The 18,729-nt window shown below is 67.6% G+C and carries 17 protein-coding genes; 5 read left to right on the plus strand and 12 right to left on the minus strand.

What is annotated here, in order from left to right:
* The 6 genes from DB31_RS50645 to DB31_RS23765 form a co-directional block, all read right to left on the minus strand.
* The coding region (locus tag DB31_RS50645) for a GTP-binding protein (RefSeq protein WP_240486877.1) at positions 1–91 on the minus strand (91 nt) is incomplete at its 3' end.
* A gap of 130 nt (positions 92–221) precedes the next feature.
* Entirely contained in the window at positions 222–2,297 is a 2,076-nt protein-coding gene (gene fusA / locus DB31_RS23745) for an elongation factor G (RefSeq protein ID WP_044191598.1), read from the minus strand.
* Positions 2,298–2,393: 96 nt separating this feature from the next.
* Positions 2,394–2,864 (minus strand): 30S ribosomal protein S7, encoded by a 471-nt coding sequence (gene rpsG / locus DB31_RS23750; RefSeq protein ID WP_044191600.1) that lies wholly within the window; start codon positions 2,862–2,864, stop codon positions 2,394–2,396.
* Between the two features lie 139 nt (positions 2,865–3,003).
* Positions 3,004–3,375 (minus strand): 30S ribosomal protein S12, encoded by a 372-nt coding sequence (rpsL, locus tag DB31_RS23755; protein ID WP_044191602.1) that lies wholly within the window; start codon positions 3,373–3,375, stop codon positions 3,004–3,006.
* A 204-nt stretch (positions 3,376–3,579) separates the two neighbouring features.
* Positions 3,580–4,074, minus strand: coding sequence for a ribosomal protein S18-alanine N-acetyltransferase (rimI, locus tag DB31_RS23760; RefSeq protein ID WP_044191603.1), 495 nt, complete (start codon positions 4,072–4,074; stop codon positions 3,580–3,582).
* Complete coding sequence (locus DB31_RS23765; protein ID WP_240486851.1) at positions 4,071–4,805, minus strand: hypothetical protein; 735 nt, start codon at positions 4,803–4,805, stop codon at positions 4,071–4,073. Before DB31_RS23765 ends, rimI begins: the two co-directional genes overlap by 4 nt.
* A 101-nt stretch (positions 4,806–4,906) precedes the next feature.
* Here DB31_RS23765 and DB31_RS23770 point away from each other — a divergent pair, with 101 nt between their 5' ends.
* From DB31_RS23770 to DB31_RS23785, 4 genes are all read left to right on the plus strand, one after another.
* The gene (locus tag DB31_RS23770; RefSeq protein WP_044191604.1) at positions 4,907–6,082 is read left to right on the plus strand and encodes a DnaJ C-terminal domain-containing protein; all 1,176 of its coding nucleotides are present in this window, start codon (positions 4,907–4,909) and stop codon (positions 6,080–6,082) included.
* Between the two features lie 105 nt (positions 6,083–6,187).
* A complete protein-coding gene (locus DB31_RS23775; protein ID WP_044191605.1) occupies positions 6,188–6,919 on the plus strand; it encodes a HEAT repeat domain-containing protein in 732 nt (243 codons plus the stop codon).
* A gap of 90 nt (positions 6,920–7,009) precedes the next feature.
* Positions 7,010–8,740, plus strand: coding sequence for a hybrid sensor histidine kinase/response regulator (locus DB31_RS23780; protein WP_044191607.1), 1,731 nt, complete (start codon positions 7,010–7,012; stop codon positions 8,738–8,740).
* Between the two features lie 88 nt (positions 8,741–8,828).
* Positions 8,829–11,381, plus strand: coding sequence for a 1-acyl-sn-glycerol-3-phosphate acyltransferase (locus DB31_RS23785; protein ID WP_044191608.1), 2,553 nt, complete (start codon positions 8,829–8,831; stop codon positions 11,379–11,381).
* An 18-nt stretch (positions 11,382–11,399) separates the two neighbouring features.
* Here DB31_RS23785 and DB31_RS23790 read toward each other — a convergent pair whose 3' ends face one another.
* Genes DB31_RS23790 through DB31_RS23800 form a run of 3 tightly spaced genes read right to left on the minus strand, consistent with a single transcriptional unit; the run spans position 11,400 to position 14,419 of the window.
* On the minus strand, positions 11,400–11,837 hold the full coding sequence (locus tag DB31_RS23790; protein WP_044191609.1) for an Ig-like domain-containing domain: 438 nt from the start codon (positions 11,835–11,837) through the stop codon (positions 11,400–11,402).
* Complete coding sequence (locus DB31_RS23795) at positions 11,837–13,012, minus strand: cytochrome c3 family protein (protein WP_044191611.1); 1,176 nt, start codon at positions 13,010–13,012, stop codon at positions 11,837–11,839. Before DB31_RS23795 ends, DB31_RS23790 begins: the two co-directional genes overlap by 1 nt.
* Positions 13,013–14,419, minus strand: a complete 1,407-nt coding sequence (locus DB31_RS23800) for a hypothetical protein (RefSeq protein ID WP_044192000.1) — start codon at positions 14,417–14,419, stop codon at positions 13,013–13,015.
* A gap of 110 nt (positions 14,420–14,529) precedes the next feature.
* Between DB31_RS23800 and DB31_RS23805 the strand changes: the two genes are divergently transcribed.
* Positions 14,530–15,693, plus strand: coding sequence for a type II CAAX endopeptidase family protein (locus tag DB31_RS23805; protein ID WP_044192002.1), 1,164 nt, complete (start codon positions 14,530–14,532; stop codon positions 15,691–15,693).
* A 57-nt stretch (positions 15,694–15,750) separates the two neighbouring features.
* On the opposite strand, the gene DB31_RS23810 is transcribed toward DB31_RS23805, so the two are convergent.
* From DB31_RS23810 to DB31_RS51300, 3 genes are all read right to left on the minus strand, one after another.
* Entirely contained in the window at positions 15,751–15,963 is a 213-nt protein-coding gene (locus DB31_RS23810; RefSeq protein WP_044191612.1) for a DUF5818 domain-containing protein, read from the minus strand.
* Positions 15,960–17,759 carry a S8 family serine peptidase gene (locus DB31_RS23815; RefSeq protein WP_240486852.1) on the minus strand — a complete coding sequence of 600 codons (1,800 nt, stop codon included), beginning with the start codon at positions 17,757–17,759 and terminating at the stop codon, positions 15,960–15,962. Before DB31_RS23815 ends, DB31_RS23810 begins: the two co-directional genes overlap by 4 nt.
* Before the next feature lie 162 nt (positions 17,760–17,921).
* Positions 17,922–18,557 carry an alpha/beta hydrolase gene (locus tag DB31_RS51300; protein ID WP_044191615.1) on the minus strand — a complete coding sequence of 212 codons (636 nt, stop codon included), beginning with the start codon at positions 18,555–18,557 and terminating at the stop codon, positions 17,922–17,924.
* Positions 18,558–18,729: the final 172 nt, after the last annotated feature.

Raw genomic sequence — 18,729 nt, forward strand, 5'->3', positions numbered from 1 at the left:
CTGCCGTCAGCGACGTCTTCCCGTGGTCCACGTGACCGATGGTCCCGATGTTCACGTGGGGCTTGGACCTGTCGAACTTCTCCTTGGCCATGACTTCTCCTGGTGGGGCCGGCTCGCGGGCCGGCATTTCTTGAAACCGAATACAGAAGGTGGTGCGTCGTGCTTCAAAGCGACTGAAAGATCAACAGAAATCGGCAGTCTGCCCCCCCTGCGGGGCGCCTTTACGAGTTCTGGGACCTCTTTTGAGCAGGTGCGTAGTGGCTGAACTGCATGGTGTAGGTGGCTCTTCCCTGGCTCTTGCTCCGCAGGTCCGTTGAGTAACCGAACATGGAAGCGAGCGGCACCTGCGCCTGGATGGCCTGCACCCCACCCGGCCGAGGCGTCATCCCCTGGATCTTCCCCTTGCGGCCGTTCAGGTCCCCGATCACGTCCCCCATGAACTCCTCGGGGGTGACGATCTCGCAGTTCATGATGGGCTCCAGCAGCACTGCCTGGGCCTTGTTCACAGCCTCGCGGAAGGCCATGGAGCCGGCGATCTTGAAGGCGATCTCGCTCGAGTCCACGTCGTGCGTGGAGCCGTGGATGGCCTCCACCTTCACGTCCACCATCGGGTAGCCCGCCACCGGACCGTTCTGCATGGACTCGGCGACGCCCTGCTTCGCCGCCTCCACGAACTCCTTGGGCACCAGACCTCCGGTGATCTTGTTCTCGAACACGAAGCCCTTACCGGGCTCGTTCGGCATCACCCGCAGGTTGATGTGGCCATACTGGCCCTTGCCGCCCGACTGGCGGATGTACTTGCCCTCGGCCTCCGCGGGGATGGTGATCGTCTCGCGATAGGCCACCTGGGGCTTGCCCACGTTGGCGTCGACCTTGAACTCGCGCAGGAGCCGGTCGACGATGATCTCCAGGTGCAGCTCGCCCATGCCCGCGATGAGCGTCTGCCCCGTCTCCTCGTTCGTCCGCACCTGGAACGAGGGGTCTTCCATCGCCAGCTTCTGCAGCGACTGGATGATCTTGTCCTGGTCCGCCGTGGACTTCGGCTCGATGGCGATGTCGATCACCGGCTCGGGGAACTCCATCCGCTCCAGGATGATCGGGTGCTTGTCGTCACAGAGCGTGTCACCCGTGGTCGCCAGCTTCAGGCCCACCACCGCGCAGATGTCGCCGGCGAAGCACTCGGTGATCTCGTCCTTCTTGTCCGCGCGCATCTGCACCAGGCGGCTGACGCGCTCGCGCTTGCCCTTCACCGAGTTCCACGCCGCCGTGCCCGCCTCCAGCCGCCCCGAGTAGACGCGCAAGAACGTGAGCGTCTGGGAGCTGAACGTGGGATCGTTCATGATCTTGAACGCCAGCGCGCTGAACGGCGCCTTGTCGTCCGTGGGCCGCTCCTCGTCCTCGCCCTTGGGGTTCTTGCCGTGCACCGGCGGAATCTCGAGCGGGCTGGGCAGGTAGTCGATCACCGCGTCCAGCAGCGGCTGCACGCCCTTGTGCTTGAACGCCGAGCCACAGAACACCGGGAACAGCTTCAGCCCCACGCAGCCCTTGCGGATCGCTCCGCGGATCTCTTCCTCGGTGAGCTCCTTGCCCTCGAGGAACTTCTCCGTCAGCGCGTCGTCCTGCTCGGCCGCGGCCTCCAGCAGGTGCGCGCGGGCCGCCTCCGCCTTGGCGCGAAACTCCTCGGGGATGTCCACCACGTCGTAACGGCTGCCCTGCTCCTGGTCCTGGAACACCAGCGCCTTCATCTGCACCAGGTCGATCACGCCCCGGTGCATGTCCTCGGCGCCCAGCGGCAGCTGCATCGGCACCGGCCGCGCGCCCAGCTTCTCGCGGATGGTCCCCACGGACATGTCGAAGTCCGCGCCCACCCGGTCCATCTTGTTGATGAAGCAGATGCGCGGAACCTTGTACTTGTCCGCCTGCCGCCACACCGTCTCGGACTGCGGCTCCACGCCATTCACCGCGTCGAACACCGCGATGGCGCCGTCCAGCACACGCAGGCTGCGCTCCACCTCGATGGTGAAGTCCACGTGCCCCGGCGTGTCGATGATGTTCACCCGGTACTTCTGGTCCCGGCGCGTCCAGAACGCGGTGATCGCCGCCGAGGTGATGGTGATCCCGCGCTCCTTCTCCTGCACCATCCAGTCCGTGGTGGTGTTGCCGTCATCCACGTCACCCATCTTGTGGATGGTGCCTGTGTAGTACAGGATCCGTTCGGTCGTGGTGGTCTTGCCGGCATCGATGTGAGCCATGATGCCGATGTTGCGATAGCGCTCGAGCGGATACTCGCGAGGCATTGCCAGAGTCCTTCTTCCGAAACGGTGTGTCAGAAAACTGCAACACCCGGATACGCCAAGGCGCATCCGGGTGTCAGACCGCGAGGCCGGTCAGGCCTACCAGCGGTAGTGCGCGAAGGCCTTGTTCGCCTCCGCCATCTTGTGCGTGTCCTCGCGCTTCTTCACGGCGTTGCCACGGTTGTTGGCGGCATCCATGATCTCGCCGGCGAGCTTCTCCTGCATGGTCTTCTCACCGCGCGCCTTGGCGTAGGAGATGATCCAGCGCATGCCGAGCGCCACGCGGCGGTCCTGGCGGACCTCGACGGGCACCTGGTAGGTGGCGCCACCGACGCGGCGGCTCTTCACCTCAAGCACAGGCTTGACGTTGTCCAGGGCCTTCTTGAACGTCTTGAGGGGATCTTCCTTCGCGCGCTCCTCGATGAGAGCGAATGCGCCGTAGCACACGCCCTCCGCGATGGACTTCTTCCCCTTGCGCATCAGGTCATTGACGAACTTGGTGACGAGACGGTCCTGGAACTTCGGATCCGGCAGAATCTTGCGCTTCGCTACTACGCGACGACGAGGCATTGCTTCTTCCCTTACGCCCTACTCCCACAGACGGGAGCTTCCTGGGCTTCAATAACCGCAGAACACAGCGAAACAAGGCGCGCTCCCCAGGGTGTGGGGCGAGCGTCCTGACTCAACTTCTGGAGGTGATCGAACCGGCTCAGCTCGGGCGCTTGGCGCCGTACTTGGAGCGGCTCTGCTTGCGACCCGCCACGCCGACGGAGTCCAGCGTGCCACGGATGATGTGGTAACGGACGCCCGGGAGGTCCTTCACGCGGCCTCCGCGGATCATCACCACCGAGTGCTCCTGGAGGTTGTGACCCACGCCCGGGATATAGGACGTCACTTCAATCCCGTTGGTGAGGCGCACGCGCGCCACCTTGCGAAGGGCCGAGTTCGGCTTCTTCGGCGTGGTGGTGTACACGCGGGTGCAGACGCCACGCTTCTGAGGGGACTCCTTCAGGGCGGGGCTCTTCCCCTTGACCACTAACTTCTCACGGCCCTTGCGGACCAGCTGGCTAATCGTCGGCACTGACGCTTCCTTCTCTCATGGCCGCCATCCTGGAGCGGGGCGGCACATATAGACCTACAGCACGGCTAGAAAAAGGGCCGCGAGTATAGGAAGGGACCTTCCCATGTCAAGCATCGCTTGACTCTCGGACGGAGGAACCGTCGAGCGGGAGGGGGGCCATTCCTGGAAAAACGCGGTTGGAGCGCTCCTCTACCCCTCGTGCGGCTAGAAGTCGAGCACCATGACGAGCGCGTCTTCCTTCTCGTCCGCGTAGTAGTTCGGCCGGACGCCGACCGAGCGGAACCCGAACGAGCGGTAGAGGCTGATGGCCGCCTCGTTGCTCCGGCGCACCTCCAGGGTGGCCAGCGTGCAGCTGCGGTGCTTTCCCCGGGCCAGCAGCTCCTCCATCACCGCCCGGGCCACGCCCCGGCGCCGGTGCTCGGGAGCCGTGGCCACGTTGAGCACGTGCACCTCGTCCTGGACGATCCAGAAGATGGCCAGGCCCAGCAGTTCCTTGCCTCCATCCGGCTTCGGATCCTCCACCAGCAGGATGGTGGACCAGTCGTGATCCAGCTCGCGCCGCAGCAGCTCGGGCGACCAGGGGTTCTTGAAGGACGCCTGCTCCAGCGCGATCACCGCCGACATGTCCTCGTGAGTCATCTGCCGGATCACGAATGGGTATGCGCCCTGCCCCGGGGCATCCTCGCGAAACTGCCTCATCGCCGCACCTCCCTCGCGAAGGAGGCCACCCGCCGAACCTGCGCAGTCGCTCGCAGCTCGGCCAGATCCTCCGCGGCGAGCTGGTCGTAGCGTTCCTTCCTCAGTCGATTCTGGAGACGGGCCTTCACTGCCGGGTAGCCCTCCGGGTACTCACTGGCGTGCTGCTGGTAATAGCGCAGGACCTCTGCCTCGCTCACCTGCGCCCGCGGCCGGAGCCGGCTGTCGAGGATGCGCTCGGCCCGGACACGGCGCTCCAGCACCTCCGTCAACAGCTTCAGATCCGCCCCCGCCCGGCTCAGGAAGCGCAAGAAGGCATCCTCGCTCTCGAAGGTGTCTCGGAACCGGGCCAGCCGAGCCTCCACCTCTTCCTTCTCCGCCGAGAAGGCCTCCAGCCGGTTCGCGCTCAGCACCTGCAGCCGCAGGTTGATGGCCAACTCGAGCCCTCCCTTCAGGGCCTCCTCATCGAGCGGCGCGAAGGCCGCCTGCAAGGCGCCCTGCTGGACGAGCGCCACCCGCGTCTCGAACTCCAGCTCGCTCTGGGTCAGCACCTGCCCCTCGATAACCGCCACCACCTGGTCGATGATGCGCCCCTCGGGCTGCGGAGCGGCCGGAACGAGCGCAGGAGTGCCCTGTGCCAGCGAGAGAGCAGGCCCCCCCAGGAGCCAGCCCGCCAACCCCAGCACCACCGCTCGACGTGGGCGCGCCCGCACTGGCAGGACCACCTTCATCATCGGCGACTTTATACATCACGCCCGGCTGCACGCATCGCGCTGGCGCAGTCCGTTTGGCTGGTTACGTTCTTGCAAAAGGAATTTTCCAGGGCAGGGCGGCAATGGCGGACGACTACTACCAGATCCTCGAGGTCCCTCGGACAGCGTCCGCGGAGGACATCAAGAAGTCCTTCCGGAAGCTGGCCCGGAAACACCACCCCGACGTCAATCCCGGCAACAAGGCCGCCGAGGAGCGGTTCAAGCAGCTCAACACGGCCTTCGAAGTGCTCGGGGACCCCAAGAAGCGAAAGCTCTATGACGAGTTCGGCGAAGACGCCGCGAAGATGGGCTTCGATGAGAAGAAGGCCGAGGCGTACCGGGCCTATCGCTCGGCCCGCGCCAGCGGCGGCGGCGGGGGCGGCATGCCCTTCCCCGGCGGCGGGGGCGGCGTGGACTTCGATATTGGGGACATCCTCGGCGATCTCTTCGGCCGCGCAGGCGGCGCTGGCGGTGCAGGCTTCGATGTCAACGAGATGTTCGGGCGCCGGGCGAGCGCCCGTGGCCCCGAGCGCGGGGAAGACCTCAACGCGCAGGTGACGGTGTCCCTCGCGGAGGCCATCACCGGCACCGAGCGCCAGCTCTCCTTCCAGCGGCCTGGACGCTGCCAGCGCTGCAATGGCCGGGGCGAGAGCGGTACCTCCGGTACCTGCCCTACCTGCAAGGGCACGGGCCGCACGCGCCGAGGCGCGGGGATGCCCTTCGCGGGCGCCTGCCCCACCTGCAACGGCACCGGCCGCGCCTCCGAGCCGTGTCCTCAGTGCGAGGGCACCGGCGTCACCGAGGAGTCCACGCGCCTCACGGTGAAGATCCCTCCCGGCGTTCAGACGGGCTCCAAGATCCGGGTCGCGGGCCAGGGTGCGGCAGGAGAGCGCGGTGGCCCTCCGGGAGACCTGTACCTCGAGACCGAGGTGGCCGAGCACCCCCTGGTGCGCCGAGAGGGAGACGACCTCTACATGGACTTCCCCGTCACCGTCACCGAGGCCATGTTCGGTGCCGAGGTGAAGGTGCCCACCTTCCAGGGCGAGGTCACCCTCAAGATCCCCGCAGGCTCGCAGTCCGGCCGGAAGATGCGCCTCAAGGGGCGCGGCGCCCCCTCGCTCAAGGGCGGCACCCCGGGGGATATGTACCTCGTGCTCCAGGTGAAAGTCCCCGAATCGGCCACCCCCGAGGTGAAGTCGGCCGCCGAGGTGCTCGCTCGGGCCTACTCAGGAGACGTCCGGCAGGAGCTGAAGCTCTAGGCTCCCACCGAACGATGGAAATGCCCCTTACTTCTTGCCTATTGCCTTACCCGGCGCCTCGTCCTACACGGCGCCTCCACATCTCGATCCTTTTGGAGCACACACATGGGCCTCTTTGATTTCCTCGGTGGTGGCTCGGGCCCCGAGAAAGCCCTCAAGCTCAAGCCCAAGGTGACCCAGAAGTATGGGGATCCTGCCTCGCGTCAGAAGGCCATCCAGCAGCTCGGGGAGATGAAGTACCCCGAGGCCGCTGGCGTGCTGCTGGCCCGCTTCACCATCACCGTGGAGCCGCTCACCACCGACGCGGATGAGAAGGAGCACGTCTTCGAGCTCATCAAGGGCTTCGGCAAGGATGCCCTCGCCCCCATCCAGGACTTCCTCCGCAAGAGCGAGCAGGCCACCTCGTGGGCCCTGCGCCTGCTCGGAGATCTGCTGCCGGAGCCCGAGGTCACCTCCATCTGCGTGGACACGCTCAACCACCTGAGCAACCACTACACGCGCGATCCGGAGAAGAAGGTCGTCCTGCTCCACCACGTCACCGGCCGCGAGGATGCCCGCATCGCCCCCGCCGTCCTCCCCTTCCTCGAGGACATGTCGGACGATGTGAAGATCGCCGCCCTCAAGGCGCTGGGGCCCCTCAAGTACGAGCCGGCCCGCGAGCCCCTGCTCAAGCTCCTCATCGCCGATGAAACCGCACGCCGCGTGCAGACGGCCGCACTCACCGCGTTGCACGAGAGCGGATTCGGCGTCCAGGGGTTCCGGGAAAAGGTCGAGCCCCTGCTCGTCGAGCCGTATGTGCTCGACAAGAGCGGCGTCGTCGTCCGGCGTCAGGCCTGACCCACCGGCAGGGCAGGTGTCCAGCAGCGGACACCGGCTCTGTCCTTTGGGACGCATCTGCCTTGGAGGGCCGTTTCCCTGTCGAGTGCCATGCGGGAGGATGGACGGAACGTGCCCTCGACCCACAACAAGAAGAAAGGTCCACGGCTGGCTGAAGTCGTGGCGCTCCGTCCCCATCTCAAGACGAAGAAGGAGCCGCCCAAGAAGCCCGCCAAGCCCCTTCCTCCCGTGGAGCCCGACGCCGCGGAGAAGGCCCTGCTCGAGATGGTCCGGCAGCTGACCACCAGCGCCAGCACCACCGATGTGCTGCGCGCCTACCTGCAGACCCTCTTCAACCTCCTCAAGCCCAAGGTCTGCTACGTCGCCCGCTACTTCCCCGAGCGACAGAACCTCCACGTCGAGCACGTCCGCGGCCGCTATGACGAGCGCGTCACCGCCGCCATCCCCGATGAGGGCGTGGTGGGCCGCGCCTTCTCGCAGAATGCCGTGCTCCGCGAGGACGAGACCGTGGTCGTCCCGCTCGAGAACCCCCAGGGCGTCACCGGGTGCCTGGCCATCATCGGGCCCCGCCGCGAGGCCTCCGAGTCGCTGCTGCGCACGCTGGCGGGCCAGCTGTCCGCCGCCTACGAGGTGGCGCGCCTGAGGGATGACTCCGCCCGCCGCAACAAGGATCTCCAGACGGCCATCGCCGGCCTCAAGAGCCTGGAGCAGCACCGCGAGGAGCTGCTCGGCAACGTCTCGCACGACCTGAAGAACCCGCTCACCACCATCAAGGCCTACATGGCCATGGTGGGCCGAGAGAAGCTGGGCCCTCTCACTGACGCCCAGCGCAAGGCCCTGCAGACGTGCGACCGGAACGCGGACCGCATGCTGCGCATGGTGAACGACTTGCTGCTCATGTCCCGGCTCCAGTCCGGGAAGATGCAGCTCAACCAGCGCCCCTTCGGCATCAAGGCCGTGGCCGAGGAGGTGCTGCGCAACCTGGCCGCGCTCGCCGAGCACAGCAAGGTCCGCCTCCACGTCCCGCCCTGCACCGAGGTCTTCATTCGCGGCGATCGCGAGCGCATCGCCGAGGCCATCCACAACCTCGTGGAGAACGGCATCCACCAGAGCGACGAGGGCGGCACCGTCGAGGTCCGCGTCTCCGCCGAGGACGGGCTCGCCGCGCTCTCCGTGAAGGACAGCGGCCCGGGCCTCTCTCAAGAGGACCTGGAGAACATCTTCGATCCGTTCTACCGCGCCCGCTCGGGCCCGGCCCGCCCCGTGGGAGGCCGCCTGGGCCTGCCTCTGGTGTCCAAGATCCTCGCGCTCCACGGCGGGCGCGTGGATGCCACCAGCACCCTTGGTGAGGGCTCCACCTTCCAGATGGTGCTCCCCATGTTCGCCGGGGCCGTCAGCACGCCGGACGTGAACCAGGCCGCGCCTCGCGCCGGTGGCATCCTCCTCGTGGAGGATGACGCGGACTGCCGTGAGGTGCTCCAGCAGGTGCTCGAGCAGGAGGGCTACCGGGTCATGTCCACCTCGGGCGCCGCCGAGGCCCGCTCCGTCCTCTCGCACATCCGCCCGGCCATGGTGCTGTTGGATCTCCGCCTGAGCCAGGAGGATGGACGCTCGGTGCTGCACTACATCCGCTCCACCGAGTCCCTGGCGGACATCGTCGTCTACATCATCTCCGGCGCCAGCGAGGTGGCCTCGCTCTCCGCAGGCCAGGGTGTGGACCGGATCGACGGGTTCTTCGAGAAGCCACTCCAGCTCCCTCGGGTGCTGGACACCGTGGCGTCCGTGGTCCGGCCCAGCCGCCGCAACCCGGCCCCGTCCTGAGGCCGGGTACGACGAAAGAGGCTGGAAAGGCCCGGTCCTTCGCTAGTATCCGCCCGGCTCAGCAGCACTTCCGCCGGAGGAAGCCAACGTGGAGACTGCGGTGGCTCAGACTGCGAACCCGACAACGGTCTCGCTGAAAGAAGAGTTCGGACCCATCTCCCGGTGGCTGGGGGCTCGCTACTTCGACGGGGTCCACTTCCCCCCGGAGTCCGAGGACGAGCTGCGCGCCCTCCACGCCAAGGGGTTCGTGGTCCACGTCATGCGCTCCACGGCGTGGATCAACTTCCTCTACATCGCCTGGGCCATGGTGCGCCGCGCCCTGCCCCCCATCCGCGCCGTGGTCAACCTGCGGCCCTGGTTCACCCGCCCCTTCCGCAAGACGGCCCAGCGCGGTGACTTCGATGTGCGCTTCACCTATGCCCGGCGCCACGGCGGCAGCGGCCTCATCTTCCTGAAGAAGACGGCGCTGATGAACCCCTCGGGCAAGGACATCGAGGAGAACCCCTTCCCCGCCCTGGTGGCCATGGCTCGCAAGGGGGACCGCAACGTCCTGCTCGTGCCCGAGCTGTTCGTCTGGGAGAAGCGCTCCGCGCGCATCAAGCCCGGCATCATGGACATCGTGTTCGGCAGCCCCGAGGCCCCGGGCTTCCTGCACTCCATGGTGGCCTTCTTCCGCAACTACCGCCGCGCCCAGTTCCGCATGGGCGAGCCCATCGATCTGCAGCGCTTCATCGCGGAGAACCCTCAGGACTCGGACGAAGTCATCGCTCGCAAGGTGCGCAGCGCCCTGCACCACCACCTGGCCCGTGAGACGCGCGCCGTGTTCGGACCGCCTCTCAAGCCCACCGAGCGGCTCATCGACGAGACGATGCGCGATCGCCAGCTGCACAAGGCCCTGGATGCGCACGCCGCCTCCGTGAGCCGCCGCCCCGAGAGCGTCTACCGCGAGGCTCGCCGCAACCTGGCCGCCATTGCCGCGCGTCCGAGCCCCACCACCCTGGCCTTCGCCTCGCCCGTGCTGGACTGGATCTTCCAGCGCATCTACGACGGCATCGAAGTGGATGAGGGCGGCCTCCACCGCGCCCTCAAGCAGGCCGGCCACGCGCCCATCGTCCTGTGCCCCTCGCACAAGAGCCACGTGGACTACCTGGTGCTCAGCTGGGTGCTCTGGAACCGCGGCTATGCCGTGCCCCTGGTGGCCGCCGGCGCCAACCTGTCGTTCTGGCCGCTCGGGCCCTTCCTGCGGCGCTGCGGCGCGTTCTTCCTGCGGCGCTCGTTCAAGGGCGACCCGATCTACTCCGAGTCCTTCCAGGCCTACGTGCGCAAGCTGGTGCTCGACGGCGTGCACCAGGAGTTCTTCCCCGAGGGCGGCCGCTCCCGCACCGGCAAGCTGCTGCCCCCCAAGCTGGGCATGTTCACCTGGCAAGTCGACGCCGTGCTGGGCGGCGCTCGCAAGGATCTGACCTTCGTCCCCGTCTCCATCGACTACGAGAAGGTGGTGGAGTCCGGCAGCTACTCGAAGGAACTGGCCGGTGGGGAGAAGAAGCCCGAGGACCTCAAGGCCCTGCTCAGCGCTCCCAAGGTGCTCACCGCGCGCTATGGCCGCATCCACCTGACCTTCGATGAGCCGCTCTCGCTCGCGGAGCTCATGAAGAGCCGCGGACTCACCCCGGGCGAGCCGGTGAACGAAGAGCAGAAGAAGGGCCTGGTGCGTGCGCTCGGCAACCGGGTCATGTACGGCATCAGCAAGGTGTCCACCGTGACGCCGCACGCCCTGGTGAGCGCGGCCCTGCTGGCCCACCGCCGCCGCGGCATTACTCAGCGCGAAGTGACGGATCGCATCACCCTGCTCCGCCGCATCGCCGAGGAGGAGCGCACCCCGCTCTCCAAGACGCTGCAGAACGCCCCGAGCGATCCCGAGACGATGGGCGCCATCCGCGACGCGCTCCAGACGTTCCGCGCGGATGGGATGCTCCGTACCCAGCAGGCTCGCGGCGAGGTCATCTACCAGCCCGAGGACGAGCGCCGCGCGGAGCTGTCCTTCTACAAGAACACCTTGATGAACCTGGTGGTGCCTCGCAGCCTGGTGGCCAATGCGCTGCTGGCCGGGGCCCCCGCCTCCTACGAGATCGTAAAGGGCCGCGCGCTGTTCCTCTCGCGCCTCTTCAAGGTGGAGTTCATCTACCGGGTGGGTGCCACCTTCGACACCATCTTCTCGGAGACGGTGGAGGCCCTGGTGCGCCTGGGCCTCGTGCTGCGCTCGGATGACACCCTCCAGCTCGCCCCCGAGGCCCATGCCCGGCCCGCACTGGAGTTCCTGGCGGACCTGCTGCGCGATTACCTGGAGTCCTACCTGCTGGCCGCGATGACGCTGAAGGACGTGGCCGACGGCATGGTCTCGGACCGCAAGGCCTTCGTGAAGTTCGCGATGGAGACCGGCCGCGCTGAGTTCCATGCCGGCCGCATCGGTGCCGCCGAGTCCCTGGCCAAGACGACGCTGGAGAACGCCGTGGCGTACCTCATCGACCAGAAGTACCTCGTCGAGGAGGACAAGAAGCTCAAGCTGGGCCCGGCCGGTACCGAGCCCAGCGCGCGGGAGCAGCTCGCCAACGACATCCGCCTCTACCTGCAGCGCACGTGAGCCCCCGCCGGGCCCAGCTCACAGGCCCGTGCGGAACGGGACGCGGACTTCCTCGGTGAGCGCGTTGCCCTCGTAGTCGGAGAGGATCGTCCGCAGCACCAGCGTGAAGGAGGCATTCGGGGTGAACGCCCCCGAGGTCGCCCTCACCTTCACGGTGTACGGGATGTCTCCACCCTCGACGTTCCCAGAGCCATCGGTCGGCGCGGGCACGGTGATGGTCAGGGGCACCTCGTCGCGGCCGGAGAACACGGCGATCCCGGGGCGCAACGTGCGCACATCCATGAACTCCGAGAAGGTGATCTCCAAGCTCCCGTCCGAGGCGATCTGCCCGCTGGCAACGGGCTCGGTGGACTGGACCTCGGGCGGATCCGTATCCCGGACGGCGAGCACCGGATCGCCGGGATCCAAGCACCCGGCGAGGCTCAGGAAGGCACAGGCGGTCAGCAGGCGGCGCATCACCGGCACCCCTTCTGGGCGAGACTGGTCTCCGAGTGGCACTTCAAGCACGCGCGATCATTGGCCGCCGCGAGCTTCTTGCAGTTGCTCGCGAAGCCGGTCGGGTGCGGGTTGATCTGCTGGCGCTGCGAGGTCTCCGCGTGGCAGCTGATGCAGGTCTCCTCGCGGTGGCAGGCGGCGCACTGGCGGATGTCCCGCGAGGCGACGATTCCGTGGTGCTGCGGCCCGGGGATCTGCACCCACGTGGCGTAGTCCGGGTGCACCTTGGCGTTGCGCGGCCTTAAGGACGAGTCCGCGTTCATGCCCACGCCCACCCGCTCGTGGCAGGCGGCGCAGAAGGACTGGAGCCGGTGGCAGCTCTCGCACCGCTGGGCGTCCGTGCGCGCCTGGAGCGGGTGCAGCGTGATGAAGTCGTTGGGGTGCACCGACAGCGGCTTCTGCAGGGCGTCGTGGCACTTCGCGCAGTACGCATCCGAGTGACACTGGCTGCACGTCTGCCGCGACACCGAGGCGCGCGGGCCGTGGTTGAACTCGAAACGCGGGCCGTGGTCCAGGCCCAGCGGATCCCCCTGCATGGGCCTCAGGATGCCGGAGGCGAAGTTGAGCTGCAGCCGCCCCGAGGCCTCCGTCAGGTGGCACGTCTTGCAGTCGTTCGGGGCCTGCTTGCCGTCATGGCACTCGAAGCAGGTCGCCATCTTGGGCAACTGCTGCCGCGTGGCCAGCTGCACCTTGGTCATGTCCCCGTGGCACGTGGCGCACTCCACCTTCTTCTCCAGGTGGACCTTGTGGGTGAACTTCAGGTTGGCTGAGGGCAGCTCCAGCTTCGCGGGCTCCTTGCGCACCGTGGCGTCGAAGCCCGGGTGGCACGTGCTGCAGCTGGCCGGCGGATCCGTCTTCTGCCCCTTCTGGGCGGCCTCGATGTCGTGGCAGGTCTCGCACTCCTCGTGGCCAGGGAGGTTGCGGTCCTTGGGGGACTCGCTCTTGCTGACGGAGTCGTGGCAGGTGGCGCACTCGGCGCCCGCTTCCAGGTGCTGCGCGTGGTCGAAGCGCAGCGGGATGTTCTGCGCGGGGTAGATCGCGAGGCTCCGCTCGCGGCCCGAGGCGGCCCAGGCCACACCCGCCACGGCGAGGGAGAGGGCGAAGAAGCCCAGTGCGTTCCGAAACTGGCGGTCCATCTAGAGATTCGCCTTCAGATCGAAGAGGAAGAACGCCTTGGTGTCCGAGCGGGTGAACGGGTTGACGTTCTGCTCGAGCACCAGGGAGACGCGGGCTGCAGGGGTCAGCATGCGGCTGGCCCAGAGCTGCGCCCCGAAGAAGTTGCCCCGAAGCTGGGGGTTGAATTCGTCGTCGACGTGCGCCACGGACAGCCGCGCATCCAGATCGAGGAGGTTCGCGTCGAAGCTGTAGCCGCCCGTCAGGTCCACCCAGAGCTGGTTGCCGCCGAAGCCGGTCCGGTACGTCACGTCCAGCGCCGAGCGGAGGCTGCCCCGCCGCAGCGAGGTGCCCACGGAGCCGCCCACGTTCGTCGAGGAGGGAGCGTCCTCCGAGTCCACGAAGTTCGCCAGGCCCAGGTTCTCGTTGATGTTGGTGTGGTACAGGCTGCCCAGGGCCTGCACGTAGAAGCGCAGCGGGCCCACCGGGTAGAAGTCGGCGCGCGCCCGCACCTCATCCCGAGGCGCGAAGGCGAAGTAGTACCAGATGGAGTTGGTGGAGAAGACCGGCGTGAAGCGCAGCGCCTGCGCGCTCACGGCGAACAGCTCGCGATCCAGACGGACCTCGATGCGCGCCTGGGCCGGCGTGAGCTGGAGCAGATCGAGATCCACCCCCGCCACCGCGTTCACCCCGAGCCCTCGCCCGTAGCGGAGCTCCAGGGCCGCGCGCTCCAGGTCCGTCTTCCCGTCCAGCAGCGACTTGCGGTAGCCGAGCGAACCGCTGAAGCCCTTCAAGCTCCCGAACAGCAGCTTCGCGCCGTAGACGGGCTGGATGGCATTCAGACTCTCGTCGGCGCCCACCACGCCCTGCTCCAGCCGCCGCGAGTCGCTCTCGCGCGTGCCGTCCGGCTGGTACGCCGACGAGGACAGGAACCCCGAGCCCTTCACCCACAGACCGCCGTACGCCTCGACGCCGACGCCGAACCGCGACATGTACCGCAGCCGCAGCCCATCGAAGGCCATGATGTCCATCGAGTCGGTGTAGAGCTGGCGCCCCAACCGGCCCTCGAAGCCGCCGTTGGCGTAGCGGGCGTAGGCGTACTGGAGATCCGCGTCCTCGCTGCGCAGGCCGTCGATCTTCTCGGCCTCGCCTCGCGGCAACCCAAAGTCCGCGAAGACGCGCAGGCTGGACTCGAAGCCCAGATCCTGCCCGGTGACCAGCTCGAAGGCGTTGAGGCCCAGATACTGGACGATCCGCCGCCGAGGCAGCAGCACCACGTCATCCGGTGTGGTGCCGCGCCACGCGCGGATCTGATACGCCTGTGCCTCGGTCCGCGCCTCGATCTGTACGGCTGCGGCCCAAGCCGGCTCGGCCGCTCCCAACGCCACCGCCAGGCCCAGGGCCCAAAGGGCGGGCGCGGCACCCCTCATGCTGCTCTGCGCTCGATCCAGGAAGGACATCAAAGTGGCGGCATTATAAGGAGACACGCCTCGGAGATTTCACGGTTTTCGCGCGCCTTTTTGTGAGTGAGGAGATCACGGTGGAAGATTCCACCCCAAGCCATCCCCCTCTCCCCGAACCCTCGGGGGAGCCTCCCGACCCTGCCGCGAGGCCTCTTCCGCTGGCGGTGCGGGCCACCGTCATCCTCCTGGCGCTCTTCCTCACGGTGGGCGGGGCCAGCCAGATGCTCAACCCGGCCTTCGGCATCTGGTTCACGGAGATCTTCATCTTCATGGGCGTGCCCTGGGTGATGCTGCGCCTCTCCCACTATGAACCGCTGGGCTACACGGGGCTGGAGTCCCCGGCGCTGGCGCCCTCCGCGCTGGGCTTCGGGCTGGGAGTGGCCAACTTCTTCGCCTTCGTGGTGCCCATCCAGTACATCGCCCAGACGCTGGCGCCTCCCTGGCTCCGGGAGATGTTCGACGGGAGCCGCATCTTCGAGGGACAGACTCCGCTGGAGCTGGGCATCATGCTCGCCGGCGTCTCCCTGGCCGCTCCCGTCTGCGAGGAGTTCTTCTTCCGAGGCATCCTCCAGAAAGGAGTGGGGAGCACCTCGCTCTCGCGGACCAGCGCCGTGCTGGTCACCGCCGTCATCTTCAGCGCGTTCCACTTCGATCCCGTGGGCTTCGCCGCGCGCGTGGAGCTGGGGGTGCTGTTCGGCGCCCTGCGGCTCTACACGGGCTCGCTGTGGCCGGGCATCCTCGCGCACTCGGCCAACAACGTGGTGTCCTCCGTGTTGTTCCTCGCGCTGCGACAGGTCGGGGCGGAGAGCACGGAGGATCGTCCCCCGCTCGAAGCCGTCCTCCTGCTGTCCACCGTCGGCATCCTCGCGATGGCAAGCCTGCTCGGGCTCGCGCGAAGGTTCTCGGCGCTGTGGGGCCCAAGGCAGGAGCCTCCCACACTCACCCAGCCTCCCTCGCCCCTGCCGAAGCTGCTGCTGCCGTGGCTGACGGCCGCCACGCTCTCGCTGGGGCTCCTGGTGCTGGCGGACTGGCGCGGCATCCGCCTGCGCATGATCGACATGGAGCACCGGCTCCCCAAGCTGCCCAAGACGGCGCCGCAGGAGCTCCACACCGAGCGCACCCACCTGCAGCAGCTCCGCGAAGAAGCCCGGTGCGGACGCGCACCCGTGGAGACTTATAAAGAGGAGCGCGTCCGCCAGTCCCAGTCGCACCCGGCAGAGCCTGGGGCCGAAAACGAGTGAGCCCTCCCGCGGAGCATCCCGCGAGGAGGGCCCATTCCAGAAACCGCCCGCCCGAAGCTAGACGAACCGGTACGAGGACACGTCGAACACCGGCCCCACCATCTGGGCCGTCATGACGTCGGCGACCTGGCCTTCGACTTCGATGCGCTGACCGTCCTTCTTGATTTTCCGATCTCCACCGGCGAGCTGATACGTGCGGCCATCATCGCCCTCGAGGACCCAGACGCCACCCTCGAGATCCCGGTAGACGACGCGCCCGGTCAGCTTCACGGCGTCTCCTTCTTGAGCATCGCACGAGCGATGAAGACGCTGATGATCGCGTTCACCACGAGCCACGGCATGGCCAGGAAGGTGAAGGGCATGTACGCGAGCCCCGGAGCCTTGGACCAGGCCGCGTAGCTCAGGAAGCCCGCGAAGCCGAGCGCCAGGCCGCCAATGGCCGGCCGCAGCCCGCGGAACTTGATGGCGAAGAACGAGAGCACCACCGGGATGAGAGCGCTGTAGAAGAGCGGGTTGGCCAACTTGCCGCGGCCGAAGATGATGCGCTGCCAGTCGGGAATCGGCAGCCACAGGGCGTCCACCCCGTCCCCGCTCGCCCCCGCGGCCCCGCCGAACCACGAGCGAGCGAAGAACATGCCCACGGTGGCCAACACCAGCGGCACCACGAAGCTCGGCTTGAAGATCAGGTTGAGGTAGCCCGGGCGCTCGCGGCGGCCCAGCGTCAGCAGCACCACCGCCAGCAGCACCAGCGCCCACCAGAGCGACGGCCACTGCGTCCCCGGAGTGGCCCCGATCGCCTCCAGCGAGGCCTTCGCGTTGAGCAGGCCGTGGCCGTACTCCTCCGACCAGGCCTGGCCGTTCACGCGCTTGGCGCCCGCGAAGAGCGCCTTCTCCACCTCGTCCGGACCGCTGGCGCCCGCTGCGTACAGGAGCGCCGCCACCGCCGCCACGTGCGGAGTGGCCATGCTGGTGCCCTGGTACGAGGCGTACACCGAGCGCGACACATCCTTCGGATCGATCGTGTTCTGGATGATGCCGTTCTGGTCACCCTTGCGCTTGTCACCGCCCGGCGCCGCGATATCCAGGTCCTTGCCGTAGGACGAGTACGGAGCGCGCGTGCCCTCCGGACCCACGGCGGCCACCGCCACCGCGCCCGGGTACGCCGCGGGGAACTCCACGCGCCCACGGCCCGCGTTGCCTGCCGCTGCCACCACCGTCGTGCCCTTCTTGCGCGCGTACTCCACCGCCGAGGCCATGGCCGGCGAGTACCCGCCGCCGCCCAGCGACATGTTGATCACCTTGGCGCCCTTGTCCGCCGCGAAGCGGATGGCATCCGCGATGTCCGCCGAGGTGCCGCTGCCGAAGTGGTTGAGCACCTTCACCGGCATCAGCGTCGCCTCGAAGGCCACGCCCGCCACGCCCTCGTTGTTGTTCGTCGCCTGGGCGATGGTGCCCGCCACGTGCGTGCCGTGGCCGTGGTCGTCGTTGGCGTGCTCGTCGTCGTTCACGAAGTCATAGCCGGTGACGAACTTCACGCCCTTCAGGTCCGGCACCTGCTTGAAGTCGTCGTAGTCCTCGTAGGCGATGCCCGTGTCGAGCACCGCCACCACCACGCCCTTGCCCTTGCTGGTGTCCCAGGCCTTGGGCATGTCGATCATCTGCAGGTTCCACTGCTTGCCGTAGTCCGGATCATTCGGCGTGAAGCTGGAGCGGAACTGCATCAGGGGCTCGGCGTACTCGACGGCGGGGTTCTGACGGATGCGCGCCAGCGCGCTCTCCACGTCATCCACCCCCACCGCGACGGTCATGCCGTCGTCCTGGCCTTCGATGGAGTTGAACTCGAGGTCCACACCCCACTCGGCCTCCCAGGCGTCGAACTGTTCCTTGGTGGTGCCGTCCTTGAAGTCCACCAGGATGCTGCCCGGCACCAGATCCGCGCCGGTCAGGTCCAGCCGCTCGGGCTGCGTGGCCGGCTCGGCCGAGGCAGGCACCTCCTTCTGGGAAGAGCAGGCCGCGGTCGCGACTACGACCAGGGCCACCACCGCGTTCGCCAGGATCCTTCGCATCGTCTGCACTCCTCAGAAAACGGGGTACTCCTTCAACAGACCCCTACGAACGAGCGACGAGGCGATTGGGTCTGCACCGCAGTTTGTTCGACCAGCAGCCCAGCGGGCAAGCGCTGGAGTATTGAGAAACCTTAAGAAGTCTCACCGCTTGCACGGCATCGGTCACTCGCCCGACAGCCGCTTCAGCCACCCCGCTACGAACTTCCCGACCTGCGGGAGATTCCTGTGGAAATTCGGGCCTGCGTCATCCACCACCTCCAGCTCTCCGTGCGCTGCCTCGCCCACCACCGCCGACAGGGCCGCCCGAGACATGCGCTTGTCCTCTTCACCCACCACCACGAGCAGCGAGCGATCCACCCGCACCAACTGCGCCAGCTCCACATCCGCAGGCGCGATCAGGCACACCCCACCGACTGACGGGTGCCGGGCCTGCAGCTCCATCGCCACCTGAGCGCCTCCGTGGAGCGAGGCCACCGCGAGACTGGTGCTTTGCGCGTTCTCCAGCAGCACCCTCATGGCGGCCTCCGCGTCCTGGACGAGCGCGTCGCCCGTCCCACGCGAGCCCTGGCTGCCTCCGACACCCCGGTAGTTGAAACGGAGCGTGGGGAAGCCCGCAGTGGCCGCAGCCCAGGCCAGCTCGGCGGCAATCACGTGGTCCATGCCTCCGCCTTCCTCGGGCCGAGGCGACAGCACGAGCAACGGCGGCCGCTTCACGCCCCGGTGCGCCGTGCCCTCCATCACCTCACGGCCGACGGGGATGAGCGTGGGCCGCTCGAGAAACTGCCCTTTGGTGACCATGCGAGGGGACCTTAATCCTCGGGAGCCCGGACGGCTTGAGACTCCGAACCGAGTCATTCAAGACCCATGAACATCCATTCAGCGGAATCGCGGATTCTGATCGCGAAATGATCGGAACGTGATCCAGCCGAGCCCGGCCGCCTGCTGCCGCCCTTCCGTCCTCCCGCGCTGC

The sequence above is a fragment of the Hyalangium minutum genome, assembly GCF_000737315.1.
Lineage (GTDB): Bacteria > Myxococcota > Myxococcia > Myxococcales > Myxococcaceae > Hyalangium > Hyalangium minutum.